A 14,782-nucleotide genomic window follows, 5' to 3' on the forward strand; every position below is an offset into this window, starting at 1 on the left:
CTGGCGCAGTTTTGTTGGCGCAGGGCCTGCGGCGTCCTTTTGTGGTTAGGCTAAGCCTATGGTGGATCAGCCCGGGGACGGCGAATATCCGGAACATTGGGAAGCCGATGTCGTGCTCAGGGACGGCGGCACAGCGCATCTGAGGCCAATCCATCCCAGTGATGCCGACGCCGTCCAGGCCTTCCATGCCGGGCAGTCGCAGAACTCAATCTACATGCGGTTCTTCACGTTCAAATCCCGGCTGTCCACTAAGGAGCTCAAACGCTTCACCGAAGTGGACTACAAGGACCGGGTGGCGCTGGTCATCACTTTCGGCGGCGAGATCCTGGGCATTGGCCGCTACGACCGGCTCGATGACCCGGCCGAGGCCGAGGTCGCCTTCAACATCGCCGACGCCCACCAGGGCAGGGGAATCGGATCGATCCTTCTCGAACACCTCGCCGCCGCCGCCCACGAAAACGGAATCCGCCGCTTCACCGCCGAAGTGCTGCCGGAAAACCGCAAGATGCTGATGGTTTTCGCTGATGCCGGCTACGACGTCAAACGCCATTTCGACGACGGCGTGGTCAGCCTGGAGTTCAACATCGGTCCCACGGAAAAATCGCGTGCCGTCATGGAGTCACGCGAGCACCGCGCCGAGGCGAGGAGCGTCCGGGACCTGCTGACGCCGTCGTCCATTGCGGTCATCGGCGCGAGCCGCAAGTGGGGGACCGTAGGCCACCAACTACTCGAACACATCATTGAGGGCGGCTTCCCCGGACCCGTGTACGCCATCAACCCCGAGGCGCTGGAACTGGCCGGAATGATGTCGTTCGGCAGGCTGTCCGAGGTCCCGGAGCCGGTCCAGCTCGCGGTCATCGCCGTTCCCTACACCGAAGTGCCCGGCGTGGTGGATGACTGCGCCGCGGCCGGGGTCAAAGGGCTGGTGATTGCCTCCGCCGGGTTCGCGGACGACGGCGAACGGGGCCTGCTGCGCCAGCGGGACCTCGTCCGGAAAGCGCGGGCGAACGGCATGCGGGTCATCGGGCCGTCCTCGCTCGGGATCGTCAACACGCATCCGCAGGTTTCGCTCAACGCCTCAATGGCGCCGGAGATGCCGCGGCGCGGGGGCCTGGGGCTCTTCAGCCAGTCGGCGGCCATCGGGGTGTCCCTCTATGCGGCATCCAGCCGCCGCCGGCTGGGACTGTCCACGTTCCTCTCGGCCGGCAACAGGGCGGACGTGTCCGGCAACGACATGATGCAGTTCTGGGAAGACGACGCCGACACCACCGCCGTGGGCCTGTACCTGGAATCAATCGGCAACCCGCGCAAATTCTCCCGGATCGCCCGTCGCCTTGCCCGGTCCAAGCCGGTGGTGGTTGCCAAGTCCGAGACCATGGGCCTTCGGCTTCCGCCCGGCCACGCCGTCCGCACCACCCAGGCACCGGCGGGGGCACTGGACGCGATGATGCGGCAATCCGGCGTCATCCGGGTGGAGACCATTGAAGAGCTCATGGACGTCGCCCAGATCGTCGCAGGCCAGCCGCTGCCTGCCGGTCCGGGGCTGGCCATCTTCAGTAATTCCATGGCGTTGGGCAAGGTGGTGGCAGACAGCGCCGAAGCCCACGGGCTGGCCGTCCACGGAATCGTCACCGACGTTGATCTCGACGCCGGGATGTCCCTTGCGCTGCCGGCGCTCCGCCGCAGCCTCCAGGAAACGCTCGCGTCCGACGCCGTCCACGCAGTGGTGGCGGCACTGCTGCCGGTCCGCGGCCTGACGGTGGAAAGCATCGCGGGGGTGCTGGCCGAGTGCTCCGCGGCGGCAGGCAAGCCGGTCGTGGCCGCCTTCACGGGGATCCTTGATGCCTCCGTTTACGTGGAGGGGATGGTGGGCAGCGAGGCGCAGACCGTACCGTGCTTCTCCAACCCGGGCGCGGCCGTGGCGGCGCTCGCCGCCGTCGTGCGCTATTCCGAGTGGCTCGCCCGGGACCCGGGCCAATTTGTGGAGCCCGCCGGCTGCGATCCGGAAGCCGCGGACATGCTCCTGGATCAGTTGCTTCAGGATGTCCAGGGCGCCGAACTCAAAGCCCTGGACGCCGCGTCCACGGCCGCACTGCTGGCGCACTACGGCATCCCGGTGCTGCCGTCCGCCGGGTTCGGGTCGGAGGATGAAGCAGTCGCCGCCGCGGACCGGCTGGGCTGGCCGGTTGCCTTAAAAACCACCGACCCGGCGCTCCGGCACCGCCTGGACCTGGGCGGTGTGCGGCTGGACATCGAGGATGCAGACTCGCTGCGCCGGACCATCGCGCAGATGCGCCGGTCGCTGGCCCCGTACGGTTCGCGGTCCCTGGAGGTGCAGGCCATGGCTCCCGTGGGGCAGGCCTGCACGTTCCGGGCCATCGAGGACCCGCTGCTGGGGCCCGTGATCTCCTTCGGCCTGGCCGGGGACGCCGTCAACCTGCTCGATGACTGGGCGCACCGGGTTCCGCCGCTGTCCGCCGCCGACGTCGAGGAGTTCGTCCGGGCGCCCCGGGCCGCCCGCAAGCTGCTGGGCTACCAGGGCCTGCCGCCCGTGGACATGGATGCGCTTGAGGACCTCGCCGGGCGGCTGGCGTGGATGAAGGACAACCATCCCGAGATAGCCCTGGTCGAGTTCAACCCGGTCCTCTGCGGTGCCCGGGGGCTGTCGCTGCTGGCCGCCGAAATCCGGATCGGCAACCCTGCCCGGCGCACCGACAGCGCCCGGCGGGCCATGCTGGGCTGAGCGCGGTTAGCATGTCCCCGGCGGATCTGTGAAAATGGGGGGCATGAGCTCACAGCCTTCCCCGTCGACGCCATCCACGCCCGGCAATGACAACCAGGCACCCCGACCCCACAGCTCACACAGCCACACGCCGCAGGCCCTGAGCCTGGACGACGCACTCCAGAAGGCCGGTTTCTACCCGCTCCTGGTGGCCGACGTTGTTGACGACGCGTTGGACGGCCGCGAATGCGTGGCCCATCTGGTGCATCTGGAAACCCATTTTGACCGGGCCGAGGTCCGCCGCCACATCACGGTGCTGGTCCTTACCTCGGACATGCTGGTGATCACCCACGTGGACGACCAGCAACTCGATGAGGCCGGCGAGCAGATCGTCGCCCAGATCTCCACCGAGTCTGTGCCGGTGGCCCAGATCCGCTCCGTTGTCCTGAGCTACATGTATTCCCAGCCGCAAAACTACAAGCCCTCGGATCCGGTGCGGGAAGTCACCCTGGCCATTGCCTGGTCCGGCGGCCAGCGCCTGGACATGGGGCCCGCGAGCTGCGGGGATCCGCAGTGCGAGGCCGATCACGGCTACAGCGGCACCATCGCCCAGGAAGACATTGTCCTGCGGATCAGCGCCGAAGCGGACGGCTCCCAGGCTGTCCAGGACGCCAAACTCTTTGCCCGCGCCCTGAGGGCCGTCAACACCGGGTCCACCGCCCCGCTGCTGCACGCCGGCCAGACCCTGCAGCCGCGCCCCCGGACCGGCGTGTTCGGAAACAGGCTCAGCCGCGGGCACCAGCGCTGAGATGCCGGAACACGCAAGAACAGCACTTTCTGCTGCCCGCCCCGCCGGCGGCACCCACCCGCTGGACGTGCCCCCGGCTCCTGCCTTCGGCCGGCGGTCCGTTGCCGAGGTCCTGACCAGCGCGGCCGCAAGCCTGGGCGTGGAAGGATTCACCAACACCCTGGGCCTGCCGGGGGCCTCGCGCGTGTGTGTGGTCCTGGCGGACGGGCTGGGCCGGAACCTGCTCAAGCAAAAGTCCGCGCACACCCCGTTCCTGCGTTCCGTCATGCAATCCGGGCAGGGCGAGGTGCCGGTCTGGCTGGACTCCACCTTTCCCTCGACCACTGCGGCGGCCCTGGCGACCTTCGGCACCGGACTCCCGCCCGGCCAGCACGGCATGGTGGGCTATGACGTCCTGGACCCTGCACAGGACAAAGTGGTCAACATGCTGGGCAACTGGGATGCCAACGTGGACCCGCTCGCCTGGCAGCCGCACCCCACCGTGTTCGAACGGGCAGCCGGATCAGTCACGGTGACAACGGTCAGCCTGCCGCAGTTCGGCAACTCGCCAATGACCCAGGCAGCCCTCCGCGGCGGGAACTTCGTCTCAGCGGTCACTTCCCACGCCCGCACGGCTGCCGCCGCCGAGGCCATGGCCGCTGCCGGGCCCGCGCTGATGTATTTCTACGTCAACGAACTGGATAAGGCGGGTCACCGGTACGGCTGCCAGTCCGAGCAGTGGGAACACCAGCTCGAAGAGCTCGACGCCACGGTCAGGCGGCTCAGCGCCTCCCTGCCTGCCGGGACAACCATCCTGCTCACCGCGGACCACGGCATGCTGGACGTGCCCGAGCCGCAGCGGATCGACTACGCGGCGGACCCGGCCCTGATTGAGGGCGTGCGTCATACTGCGGGGGAACCGCGCATGGTGCACCTCTACCTTGACGATCCTGCCGATCATGCGGCCCGTGAACGCCTGCTGACGGCCTGGCGTGCCCGCTTCGGCGCCCGGGTCTGGGCATTCAGCCGGGAGGACGCCATGACGGCCGGGCTGTTCGGATCCGTGCGTCCGGCCGTCGGGCCCCGGATCGGTGACGTTATGATCGCCGCCCGGGACGCCCTGGCGCTTTACGACACCCGCCGGGTTCGGCCCGCCGCGATGGAGGTGGTGGGCCAGCACGGTTCGCTGACCAAGGCCGAACGCGAAGTTCCGCTCCTCTGCTTCCCCGCAGAAGGCAAAACGCGGCGGGGCTGAGGCTAGTCCCGCTTGGTTCCGAAGACGATCTCGTCCCAGCTGGGAACGGTTGAGCGTTTCGGCTTTGCCGGCTGCCGTTCGGGCAGTTCGGAATCCTGGTGCCTGCCGGATGCGGGTTCATCGCTGCCGGCTGCGTAGGCTGCCCGCCGTGGTCCGCCACCCAGGAGCTCGTCCAGTCCCGCACCCGGTGTGCCCTTCCCGGATTCCCCGGGCGCTTCCGACGCCGGGACAACCGGACCCACCGGACGCAGCTGGGATGCCGCGATGGTGATTTCGCGCGTCTCGGTGCTGACGCCGTCGTGCAGTTTCAGGATGTCGTCTTCATCCCCGGCATCACGGTGCGGCGGAATAATGCTCAGGCGCGAGAGCATGGACGGACGGCCGTCCCGCCGGCGGGCCAGGGGATCCACATCGGCAGCCGGTGCCGTGGTGTCAGTCGCCGCCGCCTCTGCGTGCGGGTCATCCTGCCCGGTGTCCTGACGGGCGCCCTGCTCGGGGACAACCTCCGACGGACGCGGGTGTGCCGCGGGCACGCCGTGGGTCAGCAGCAATGCCAGGGCGTCGTCAGCGTCTTCGTCCACGCCAAGGCGCTGGCCCCGGCGGGAACGGAGCATGTCCAGGAGCCCGTCGGATTCCTTGGCCTGCACAATGGGGTGCGGACCGGTGGCGTTGCGGGCGGCGGCTTCGGCGTCGGTTTCGAAATCGAAAGGCCTGTCGGAGACTGCCGTCAGCCGGCGTGCCGGGACGGGGCCATCCAGCGGTTCGAGTTCGCTGAGCTGCTGGGCCCAGCGGTTGGCGTTCTGAAGTGATTTACGGCCGGGGCTGAAGGTCCACAGTGCCGGCGGTTCTTCACCGATGCCGGCCTGGCCGGCACGCTGCGGTTCGAAGCGGGCCGCCACCGTCCAGTTGCCGTCCTGGCGCCGCCAGGAATCCCATTCCACCGTGGACGGTTCAATGCCGTGTGCGGACAGGCGGTGGCTCACCATCTCACCAAGGGTGGCCGGGTTGTCCCCGAAAATGGAGCGGTAGGCGTCGTGGCCCGGAGAGGGCGAAGCCACCTCCACCTTGCGTGCCTGCTGGGCCACGTATTCCCGTTCGGCGAGGACCGGGCCCTCGTACCGCTCCACCTTGGCCAGCGGCAGCCCGGAAAGCTCAGCCACGTCCGCGGCGGTGGCACCGCTGCGGATGCGTGCCTGAATGTCCCGCGGGGACATGGCAATGGGCGCCGCTGCTGTTGCGGCTTTCACTGACGGCCGGCTGGCCGCCCGCAGTGCCTCATCGATCGGCAGCTGGAACATCTCGCCGCCGGCACCGCTCAACAGGAGATGCTCCCCGTCGTCGTGTACGCCTACAAGCCGTAGATCCTGCATGCAAATCCTCCACCCTGGCATTACTATCAATCGAAACTCTGCCACTGCCGGGCACTGTTTTCGGTTAGGAGCAAGGGCGCGCCGCGATATTCCGGGACTTTCGCGTGCCGGGCACAAACCGGAGGTGCGCTGCGTTATCAACGGTGTTACCCGCTGACGTGAAAGGAATGGAGTTGAGCGGAGATGGCCACCGACTACGATGCGCCGCGCAAATCTGAGGAAGAGCTCGGTGAGGATTCGCTGCAGGAGCTGAAATCCCGGCGGACCGAGAAGCCGGCGGCGGTGGTGGAGGAAGACGAAAACGACCTCGCTGCGGGTTACGAGCTTCCCGGTGCTGACCTGTCCGGCGAGGAGTTGCTGGTGCAGGTGGTCCCGCCGCAGCCGGACGAGTTCACGTGTTCCTCGTGCTTCCTGGTCCGCCACCGCTCCCAGATCGCCCGTGAAAAGGACGGCCACTTCTACTGTGCGGAATGCGAAAGCTGAGCCCCGTTGACCCCGGGCCCGGGCCCTACTTTGCCGAGAGCGCTGCGGTGAGTTCAGCGGGCCGGCGCGAGGATGTCAGCCAGTAGGGCGTCCGGTCGGACGGGTCGGTGATTTCGATCCGCACCACGGGATCGATCCAGCCCCGGATGCAGAGGTAGGCGAGTCCGTTAAGCTGTGTGCCGCGTTGAGCCGTGGCTTCCTTTCCGCTGAAAGCCTCCACGGCGCCCACGAAGCGGCGCTCGATGGTGGCACGGCCCACAGTCAGTGTTTCCCCGGTGACCATGATGGTGGGGGTTGAAACCACCAGCAGGACGGCGATGATGATGAACAGCACTACTGCAGCGATGTAGCCCGTTGCCAGGCTGATGGGGGCGAAGACCAGGATGCCGGCCGCGGATATCCCTGCCGAGATGATCCAGATCCAGACGTTGGGCCACAGCCTCTCCCGGAATACTGCCGGGGCGCCGGCGGAGGGGGTGTTGGGGACAGGTGCGGCTGAACTGGATTCGGGCATGCCCTCAGCTTTCCATCTTTGGCCGGCTAATTCATCTTGGTGTTCTGCAGGAGCCACCCTGCGTCTAGGAAGGAACGGCGGCCGGGCGTTAGAGTGAGTGACTGTGACTGACGAACTCGCCACTGTTGAAACGGCACCTGACACTGTTGGCTCCGGCTCTGCGCCGGACACGGCCGGCTTCGGAGCCCCCACCCTGCAGGTCCAGCTGAAAATGCTCGACGCCGGCCTGGAAGCGCCGTCGTACGCCCACCCCGGCGACGCCGGTGCGGACCTCCGGGCCAGGGAAGATGTGGTGCTGCAGCCGGGCGAGCGGAAACTGGTGCCGACGGGAGTGTCCATCGCCCTCCCGGACGGCTTTGTGGCCCTGATCCACCCCCGGTCCGGCCTCGCCACGAAGCACGGGCTGACCATCGTCAACGCTCCCGGCACCGTGGATGCGGGTTACCGCGGAGAAATCTCCGTGACCTTGCTGAACACCGATACGCGCGAGGCCATCGAACTGCGCCGCGGCGATAGAATTGCACAGATGGTCATTCAGCGCGTCGAATACGCACAGTTTGTCCCGGTCAACGAATTGAGTGAATCCGTTCGGGGCGCCGGCGGGTTCGGTTCCACCGGCGGTTTCACGCCCCGCAGCACCTGAAGCCAGCCCCCTGCATTGAACCTGCGGGGACAATCGGGCGGCGCGGGGGCTGCAGCGGCGGCATGGAAATCGGCGGGACCCCCGGGCCCGGCCGGGCACTTACACAACTAAGGAGACAAACCCATGGTTTTTGGGCTCGGCAGGAAATCCAAGAAAGAGCAGGACGCCGAACCGGCCGAATCCTCCGCGTCAGCGGAATCAACGGATTCCACCCGGGCAGCGTCGGGGGACCCGGGCCTGCGGGCCAACGGCCCCTTCGACGTAGCCGAGATCGACAGCCGGGACGGCTACGTTGACCTCGGTGCCCTGCTCATCGCCCCGAGCGAGGGATTGCAGCTCCGGCTCGAGGTCGAAGAAGCCACCCAGCGTGTGGTGGCCGTGACCATGGACCTGAACGGCTCCAGCTTGCAGCTGCAGGCTTTCGCCGCCCCCAAAACCGAGGGGCTATGGGACGAAATACGCGAGCAGATCGGCCAGTCCGTGGGGAGCCAGGGCGGCCAGGTGGAAGAAGTGCAGGGTACGTTCGGCACAGAGCTGATCGCCAAGCTGCCCGCCGGTGCTGCGGACGGAAGCCAGGGATACCGGGTGGCCCGGTTCATCGGTGTGGACGGACCCCGCTGGTTCCTGCGCGGCGTCCTGGGCGGGGAAGCGGCTCTGGAGCGTGAGGCCGCCGCTGAGCTGGAAGCCCTGTTCCGCCGCATTGTGGTGATCCGTGGTGACAGCCCCATGCCGCCACGGGACCTGCTGCAACTCCGCCTGCCCAAGGACGCCACCGCCACTCCGCCTCCTTCCGCCCCTGAACTTCAAGAGCCCGAGCGCGGTCCGGAAATTACCCAGATTGGCTGATTCCCAGCACGTGGCCCCGGGCCGGCAGCCGCACGCCGAAGTAACCGTCAGCGGCCTCCCGGAAAGGGGCCGGGTGCTGTGCCACGGGTTCATTGAATCGGTAACTTTTCTGCCGACCAATCAAAACCCGGCGTTTACGGCCATCATCACCGACCTTGACGAGCAGCGCGCCGGCGTCAGCATCGGTCACGGAAGCGAAAAGCGCCTCCGCATCGTCTGGCTGGGCCGCCGGAGAGTGCCGGGGATCGAAGCCGGGACGGAAGTCCGCGTCGAAGGCATGCTGACCCAAAGCCATGGCCTGCCCACCATTTTCAATCCGCGCTACGAAATCATCTCCCGCCAGGAGCACGAATGACCCCGTCCCAGCTGCCCGAGCCGTCCTCCGGACCGGAACGTTCCAACCCGGAGCAGGCCGGTCCCGGGGCGTCCCGCCCGGACCCCTCGCCCATGGCGGGCCTGGCTGGGGATTATGCCGCCAAGGCCGGGCTGCACCGCACCCATGACGGGCAGATTGACGTCCTCAAGAGTGCGGGCGGCATCCAGGGCATCGCCGAGAGCGTCGTCCCCGGCCTGGTTTTCCTTGTGGCCTTCACCATCACCCGGGACCTCACCCTGTCGCTGGCGGGTGCGCTGGCATCCGCCGCTGCCTTTACCGTGGCCCGCCTCATCCAGCGGCGCCCGCTGACCCAGGCGCTGGCCGGGGTTGTGGGCGTGGGTATCTCGGCGTGGCTGGCCAACACCACGGGAAAGGCAGAGGACTTTTATCTTCCCGGCTTTTTCACCAACGCCGCCTACATCGTGGCGATGGTCATCTCCATCGCCATCAAGTGGCCGCTGGCTGGCCTGCTGTTTGGGTTCATCCGTAACGAAGGCCTTGAGTGGCGCAAGGATCCGGCCCGGGTCAAGGCGTACCGGCTGGGCACCTGGATCATCGTGGCGGTCCTGGTGCTTCGGCTGATAGTCCAGGTACCGCTGTACCTGATGGGGGCGGACGGGCTGGCCGCCCTCGCCACCACGCGCCTGATCATGGCAGCACCGCTGTATATCCTCGGCGTCTGGATCGCCTGGCTGGTCACCCGCCCGGCGCCGGCCGGTGCCGGCGATCAGCCGTCGAAACCGTCGTCCTCAGGAGCCTGAGCTCCGGCCGGCAGCACGGCTTCCGGCTCATGGACCACGGTTTCGCCAGATTCGGGGGACAGCAGTGCGCGGAGTTCGTCCTCCGCGGCGATGGTGGTGACGAAGAACAGTTCATCCCCGCCGTCGATGACGTCGTCGCGGCTGGGCGTGATGGGTGCGTGGTCACGCAGGATAGCCACCAGGGTGGCGTCCTCGGGCCAGGTGATGTCGCCAACTGTCAGTCCGATGACGTGGGAATCGTGCGGCACCGTGAATTCCACGAGTGAGGAAACCCCGGTCTGCAGGGTCAGCAGCCTGACCAGGTCACCGATTTCCACAGCCTCTTCCACCAGCGCCGTCATCAGCTGGGGAGTGTTCACGGCTACGTCCACGCCCCAGGAATCGTTGAACATCCAGTCGTTCTTCGGGTTGTTGACCCGGCCCACCGTGCGGCCCACGCCGAATTCGGTTTTGGCCAGCAGCGAGACCACCAGGTTGACCTTATCGTCCCCGGTGGCGGAGACCACGACGTCGGCGTCCTCCACTTTTGCCCCCTGCAGGGTGCTGAGCTCGCAGGCATCGCCCACCAGCCAGTGCGCGCCTCGCAGCCCGCTGCGGCCGATGACCTCTGGCTTGAGATCGATCAGCAGGATGTCGTGTTTGTGTGCCAGCAGTTCCCTGGCGATCGATGACCCGACACTGCCGGCACCGACGATGACAACTTTCACTACAACTCCTTGACAGGTGCTTTGGCCAGGATCTGGGCGACCTGGGAACTTCGGTCCACCGGCAGCATGGCATGCACGGTGTCGCCGTCCTGGTAGAGGGTGCCGGACTCAGGCAGGATGCCTTCGCCGAACCTGGTGAGGTAGGCCACCCGGATGCCGGCAGCCTTCTCAACTGCGGCGATCCGCTGGCCGATCCAGCCGGCGTCGAGATCCACCTCGGTAAGCACCAGCCGGCCGGAAGGCTCACGGAAATCCCCGGCGATGTGCTGCTCGGGCAGGATACGGCGCAGCACCTGGTCAGCGCTCCAGCGCACTGCCGCGACCGTGGGAATGCCAAGCCGCTGGTAGATCTCCGCCCGGCCGGGGTCATAGATCCTGGCCACCACATGGGGAACGTGGAACGTCTCGCGCGCCACCCGGGTTGCCAGGATGTTGGAGTTGTCCCCGCTGGACACGGCCGCGAAGGCGTAGGCCTCGGCAACTCCGGCCTGCTGGAGGGTGTCCCGGTCAAAACCCACACCGGTGACTTTGCGCCCGGTGAAGCCCTGCCGAAGCCGGCGGAACGCCCGGTCGTCCTGGTCGATGATGGCGACGGAATGGCCTGCATCCTCCAGCGTGTGCGCCAGGGTGGCCCCCACCCGGCCACATCCCATGATCACGAAATGCGCCACCGTGTTTCCTTACCTTCCGTCGGCTGTTACTGCTGCAAGAACTCTACCGGCACCCCGGGTTCGGCAGCCGCTTCGACGCCGTCATGACATGCGCCGCGAATACGACTAGCTTTGTGGAGTGCTGACAATATTGAATGCCGTAAAACGGGTGCTGGTGGGCAGGCCCTTCAGGAATGACAGGCTGGCCCACACCCTGCTGCCCAAACGGATAGCACTTCCGGTGTTCGCCTCCGATGCCCTGTCCTCGGTGGCGTACGCGCCGGACGAGATCCTGCTGACCCTGGCCCTTGCCGGCGTCAGTGCCGTTGCCATTTCGCCCTGGGTGGGCCTGGCAGTCATGGTGGTGCTGCTGACAGTGGTGGCCTCATACCGCCAGAACGTGCATGCCTACCCGTCCGGTGGCGGGGACTACGAAATCGCCAACGAAAACCTTGGCAAGTACGCCGGCCTCACGGTGGCGTCCGCCCTGCTGGTGGACTACGTCCTGACCGTGTCGGTCTCGATGTCCTCCGCCGCCGCCTACCTCATCACCGCCGTGCCCGCCCTGCACGGGGAACAGGCGCTCATCGCCACCATCGGCGTGATCATCCTCGCACTCGTCAACCTGCGCGGCATCAAGGAGGCCGGCAGCGTCTTTGCCGTCCCCACCTACATCTTCATGGCCTCCATCCTCGGCATGACAGCAGTGGGCGTCTTCCAGGCCGCTACCGGCCAGCTGGGCGAGGCGCCCTCGGCCAACTTCGAGATCATCCCCGCGCCCGGCTTCGACGAAGGGCTGGTGGGCCTGGCCGGCGCCTTCCTGCTCCTGCGGGCCTTCTCGTCCGGCGCCGCCGCACTGACCGGTGTCGAAGCCATCAGCAACGGCGTGCCCAACTTCAAAGTGCCCAAGAGCAAGAACGCTGCCACCACCCTGCTGCTGCTTGGTACGATCGGCGCCGCCATGCTGGCAGGCATCATCTACCTCGCCAACGCCACCAGGGTCCACATTGTGCTTGACCCGGCCACCGAGTTCCTCCTCAACGGCCTGCCGCTGCCCGAAGGCTATATCCAGAGCCCGGCCATCAGCCAGATTGCGCAGACCATCTTCGGCCCCGGGTCCATTCCGTTCTACATCGTGGTGGCTGCGACCGGCGTGATCCTGGTGTTTGCCTCCAACACCGCCTTTAACGGCTTCCCGGTCCTTGGCTCCATCCTCGCCCAGGACGGCTACCTGCCGCGCCAGCTGCGGACCAGGGGCGACCGCCTGGCCTTCAGCAACGGCGTCCTGGCGCTGGCCGCCGGTGCCCTGGTGCTGATCATTTCCTTCAATGCCGATGTCACCAAACTGATTCAGCTCTACATTGTGGGTGTCTTCATTTCCTTCACGCTGAGCCAGCTGGGCATGATCCGGCATTGGGGGAGGCACCTCAAGCTCGCCAAGGACAAAGCAGTCCGGCGCAAGATGATGAAGTCCCGCACCATCAACACCATCGGCTTCGGCATGACCGGACTGGTGCTGGTGATCGTGCTGATCACCAAGTTTGAACAGGGCGCGTGGATCGCCCTGCTGGCCATGTTCTTTCTGTTCCTGATCATGTGGAGCATCCGGGCGCACTATGACAACGTGGCCAAGGAACTGGCCGTGGATGAGGACTCCTCACCGCGCGCCCTGCCGTCCCGGGTCCACGCCGTGCTGCTGGTCTCGCACGTGCGCAAGCCTGTGCTCCGCGCCCTGGCGTACGCCCGGGCGTCGCGGCCTTCACGGCTTGATGCCATTACCGTGGATATCAACGCCGAGGAAACAGCGCACACCGTGGCTGACTGGGAAAAGCTGGAGATCCCCGTGCCGCTCACGGTCCTGGCGAGCCCCTACCGCGAGACCATCACGCCCATCATGGAATACGTCAAGAACATGCGCCGTGACTCGCCCCGCGACCTGGTGGTGGTGTACATCCCCGAATACGTGGTGGGTAAGTGGTGGGAGCAACTGGTCCATAACCAGACAGCACTGCGTATCAAGACCCGGCTGCACTTCGAACCCGGCGTGATGGTGGCCAGTGTCCCGTGGCAGCTTAAATCGTCCGAAGAAGCAAAGAACCTGCAGGATATCCAATGACCCCCCAGCCCCACAGCACCGCCGCCACCGCACCCGCCCCGGACGCCGCCGTCGAACTGGTGCTCGACGTTGGCCCGGTGGCCCACGGCGGGCACTGCGTGGCCCGGCACGAGGGCCGGGTGATCTTTGTCCGGCACGGGATTCCCGGTGAAAAAGTCCGTGTACGGCTCACCGACGCGGAGGAGTCAGCCAAATTCTGGCGCGCCGACGTGGTGGAGGTCCTGGCCGCCTCCCCGGACCGCGTGGATCACTTCTGGCATGCGGCGGACTCATCCCGTTCCTGGCAGCACGGGCACCCTCCGGTGGGCGGTGCCGAATTCGGCCACATCTCCCTGGCACGCCAGCGGGGGCTTAAATCGGCGGTACTCGCCGAACAACTCAAGCGCCTTGCCGGCGTCGAAAGCGTGCCCGGTCTTGCCGACCTGGCGAACGTTGTGGAGGAAGTGCGGGGGAGTGCCCCCGGCGCGGAGTCCGGGGCAGACGAAACATACGACGCCGGCACCGGGCTGGGGTGGCGCACGCGCGTTGGCTTCTCCGTCACCGCCGCCGGAAAACTTGGCATGCATGCGCACCGTTCGGACTCCATCGTTGCCGTCCGGGAGATGCCGCTGGCTTCCGAACGGATTAACCGGTTGCGGCTGTGGGAGCACGACTTCCAGGGCATCGAGCGCGTGGAGGTTGCGGCGCCGTCGAACGGCTCCCGCCCCCTGGTGCTGCTTGCCCCCGCGCCGGGAACCAGCCCCAAGCGGCTCAACGCCGTCGCGGCCCGGCTACCCGACGACGTCTCCGTAGCCGCGTTCGATCCCCTCACCGAAGAAGTCCGGCAACTCCGCGGCCGCACCTGGGTCCAGGAGTCCGCAGCCGGGCACGAATACCGGGTCACGGGAGCGGGTTTCTGGCAGATCCACCGCGACGCGCCCGGAACACTTGTGGGCGCTGTCACAGAATTCCTCCACGGCGGCGGCTTCCTGGGGCCCGGATCCGTGGTGGCTGACCTCTACGCGGGAGCCGGGCTTTTCACGGCACCGCTGGCCGATGCCGTGGGCGAGACCGGCTCTGTTCTCTCGGTGGAAGGCGCGCCGGGAACCAGCCGGGACGCCCGAAAGAACCTGCACGGTGCCCCGCAGGTGGAAATCGTGCAGGGCAGGGTAGAGCGGATCCTCCGCCAGAAACCGCGGAATTTCGATGCCCTGGTGCTGGACCCGCCCCGGGCCGGGGCAGGCAAGGCGGTCGTCAGTCAGTTGGTGGCCGCCGGACCCCGGGCGGTTGCCTACGTTTCCTGCGATCCGGCATCGTTTGCCCGGGACGTTGGGTACTTCCAACAATCGGGATGGTCACTGGCCGGCCTGCGTGCGTTTGACCTGTATCCCCACACGCACCACCTGGAGACGGTCGCCCTGCTGACGCCGGCCCCGTGATGCTACTAGGATGGCGGTAGTAATCCCACGTCGCGCACCGTAAACACGGTTGAGTATTCACGGCTGACCTCCTGCAACTTTGTGGCCAGCACTAATTAGGCCTGCCTAACTAGCAAGCGGTCTACCGCGCGACA

General features: G+C 66.9%; 14 protein-coding genes. 10 read left to right on the plus strand and 4 right to left on the minus strand.

What is annotated here, in order from left to right; genetic code table 11:
- Nucleotides 1–58 precede the first annotated feature (58 nt).
- The 3 genes from SBP01_RS07900 to SBP01_RS07910 are packed head-to-tail and all read left to right on the plus strand — an operon-like array spanning nt 59 to nt 4,764.
- Nucleotides 59–2,743 carry a GNAT family N-acetyltransferase gene (locus SBP01_RS07900; RefSeq protein ID WP_320538030.1) on the plus strand — a complete coding sequence of 895 codons (2,685 nt, stop codon included), beginning with the start codon at nt 59–61 and terminating at the stop codon, nt 2,741–2,743.
- A 43-nt stretch (nt 2,744–2,786) separates the two neighbouring features.
- Entirely contained in the window at nt 2,787–3,530 is a 744-nt protein-coding gene (locus SBP01_RS07905) for a DUF5998 family protein (protein ID WP_275213617.1), read from the plus strand.
- Nucleotide 3,531: 1 nt separating this feature from the next.
- Complete coding sequence (locus SBP01_RS07910; protein ID WP_275213619.1) at nt 3,532–4,764, plus strand: alkaline phosphatase family protein; 1,233 nt, start codon at nt 3,532–3,534, stop codon at nt 4,762–4,764.
- Between the two features lie 2 nt (nt 4,765–4,766).
- On the opposite strand, the gene sepH is transcribed toward SBP01_RS07910, so the two are convergent.
- Nucleotides 4,767–6,134, minus strand: a complete 1,368-nt coding sequence (gene sepH, locus SBP01_RS07915; RefSeq protein WP_320538031.1) for a septation protein SepH — start codon at nt 6,132–6,134, stop codon at nt 4,767–4,769.
- A gap of 183 nt (nt 6,135–6,317) precedes the next feature.
- Between sepH and SBP01_RS07920 the strand changes: the two genes are divergently transcribed.
- Nucleotides 6,318–6,617, plus strand: a complete 300-nt coding sequence (locus tag SBP01_RS07920; protein WP_275213623.1) for a DUF4193 domain-containing protein — start codon at nt 6,318–6,320, stop codon at nt 6,615–6,617.
- A gap of 25 nt (nt 6,618–6,642) precedes the next feature.
- On the opposite strand, the gene SBP01_RS07925 is transcribed toward SBP01_RS07920, so the two are convergent.
- Complete coding sequence (locus tag SBP01_RS07925) at nt 6,643–7,131, minus strand: DUF3093 domain-containing protein (protein ID WP_275213624.1); 489 nt, start codon at nt 7,129–7,131, stop codon at nt 6,643–6,645.
- Between the two features lie 103 nt (nt 7,132–7,234).
- Here SBP01_RS07925 and dut point away from each other — a divergent pair, with 103 nt between their 5' ends.
- The 4 genes from dut (at nt 7,235) to SBP01_RS07945 (ending at nt 9,757) form a co-directional block, all read left to right on the plus strand.
- Nucleotides 7,235–7,774, plus strand: coding sequence for a dUTP diphosphatase (gene dut / locus SBP01_RS07930; protein ID WP_275213625.1), 540 nt, complete (start codon nt 7,235–7,237; stop codon nt 7,772–7,774).
- A 123-nt stretch (nt 7,775–7,897) separates the two neighbouring features.
- Nucleotides 7,898–8,620 (plus strand): DUF3710 domain-containing protein, encoded by a 723-nt coding sequence (locus SBP01_RS07935; RefSeq protein WP_275213626.1) that lies wholly within the window; start codon nt 7,898–7,900, stop codon nt 8,618–8,620.
- Nucleotides 8,613–8,975: a hypothetical protein gene (locus SBP01_RS07940; RefSeq protein ID WP_275213627.1), complete on the plus strand. Its 363-nt coding sequence runs from the start codon at nt 8,613–8,615 to the stop codon at nt 8,973–8,975. The genes SBP01_RS07935 and SBP01_RS07940 overlap by 8 nt, the downstream gene beginning before the upstream one ends.
- Entirely contained in the window at nt 8,972–9,757 is a 786-nt protein-coding gene (locus tag SBP01_RS07945; protein ID WP_275213628.1) for a DUF3159 domain-containing protein, read from the plus strand. The genes SBP01_RS07940 and SBP01_RS07945 overlap by 4 nt, the downstream gene beginning before the upstream one ends.
- On the opposite strand, the gene SBP01_RS07950 is transcribed toward SBP01_RS07945, so the two are convergent.
- Nucleotides 9,724–10,464, minus strand: a complete 741-nt coding sequence (locus SBP01_RS07950) for a potassium channel family protein (RefSeq protein WP_275213629.1) — start codon at nt 10,462–10,464, stop codon at nt 9,724–9,726. The two genes, SBP01_RS07945 and SBP01_RS07950, sit on opposite strands and share 34 nt — an antisense overlap.
- On the minus strand, nt 10,464–11,135 hold the full coding sequence (locus tag SBP01_RS07955) for a TrkA family potassium uptake protein (RefSeq protein ID WP_320538032.1): 672 nt from the start codon (nt 11,133–11,135) through the stop codon (nt 10,464–10,466). Before SBP01_RS07955 ends, SBP01_RS07950 begins: the two co-directional genes overlap by 1 nt.
- A 118-nt stretch (nt 11,136–11,253) precedes the next feature.
- Between SBP01_RS07955 and SBP01_RS07960 the strand changes: the two genes are divergently transcribed.
- Nucleotides 11,254–13,230: an APC family permease gene (locus SBP01_RS07960; protein WP_275213631.1), complete on the plus strand. Its 1,977-nt coding sequence runs from the start codon at nt 11,254–11,256 to the stop codon at nt 13,228–13,230.
- Entirely contained in the window at nt 13,227–14,648 is a 1,422-nt protein-coding gene (locus tag SBP01_RS07965; protein WP_320538033.1) for a class I SAM-dependent RNA methyltransferase, read from the plus strand. The genes SBP01_RS07960 and SBP01_RS07965 overlap by 4 nt, the downstream gene beginning before the upstream one ends.
- Nucleotides 14,649–14,782: the final 134 nt, after the last annotated feature.

The sequence above is a fragment of the Pseudarthrobacter sp. IC2-21 genome, from assembly GCF_034048115.1.
GTDB lineage: Bacteria > Actinomycetota > Actinomycetes > Actinomycetales > Micrococcaceae > Arthrobacter > Arthrobacter naphthalenicus.

Bases quoted from the DNA above. Each gene is read 5' to 3' on its own strand.
- SBP01_RS07900 (WP_320538030.1), top strand. From the start codon at position 59: ATGGTGGATCAGCCCGGGGACGGCGAATATCCGGAACATTGGGAAGCC.
- SBP01_RS07905 (WP_275213617.1), top strand. From the start codon at position 2,787: ATGAGCTCACAGCCTTCCCCGTCGACGCCATCCACGCCCGGCAATGAC.
- SBP01_RS07910 (WP_275213619.1), top strand. From the start codon at position 3,532: ATGCCGGAACACGCAAGAACAGCACTTTCTGCTGCCCGCCCCGCCGGC.
- sepH (WP_320538031.1), bottom strand. From the start codon at position 6,134: ATGCAGGATCTACGGCTTGTAGGCGTACACGACGACGGGGAGCATCTC.
- SBP01_RS07920 (WP_275213623.1), top strand. From the start codon at position 6,318: ATGGCCACCGACTACGATGCGCCGCGCAAATCTGAGGAAGAGCTCGGT.
- SBP01_RS07925 (WP_275213624.1), bottom strand. From the start codon at position 7,131: ATGCCCGAATCCAGTTCAGCCGCACCTGTCCCCAACACCCCCTCCGCC.
- SBP01_RS07935 (WP_275213626.1), top strand. From the start codon at position 7,898: ATGGTTTTTGGGCTCGGCAGGAAATCCAAGAAAGAGCAGGACGCCGAA.
- SBP01_RS07945 (WP_275213628.1), top strand. From the start codon at position 8,972: ATGACCCCGTCCCAGCTGCCCGAGCCGTCCTCCGGACCGGAACGTTCC.
- SBP01_RS07965 (WP_320538033.1), top strand. From the start codon at position 13,227: ATGACCCCCCAGCCCCACAGCACCGCCGCCACCGCACCCGCCCCGGAC.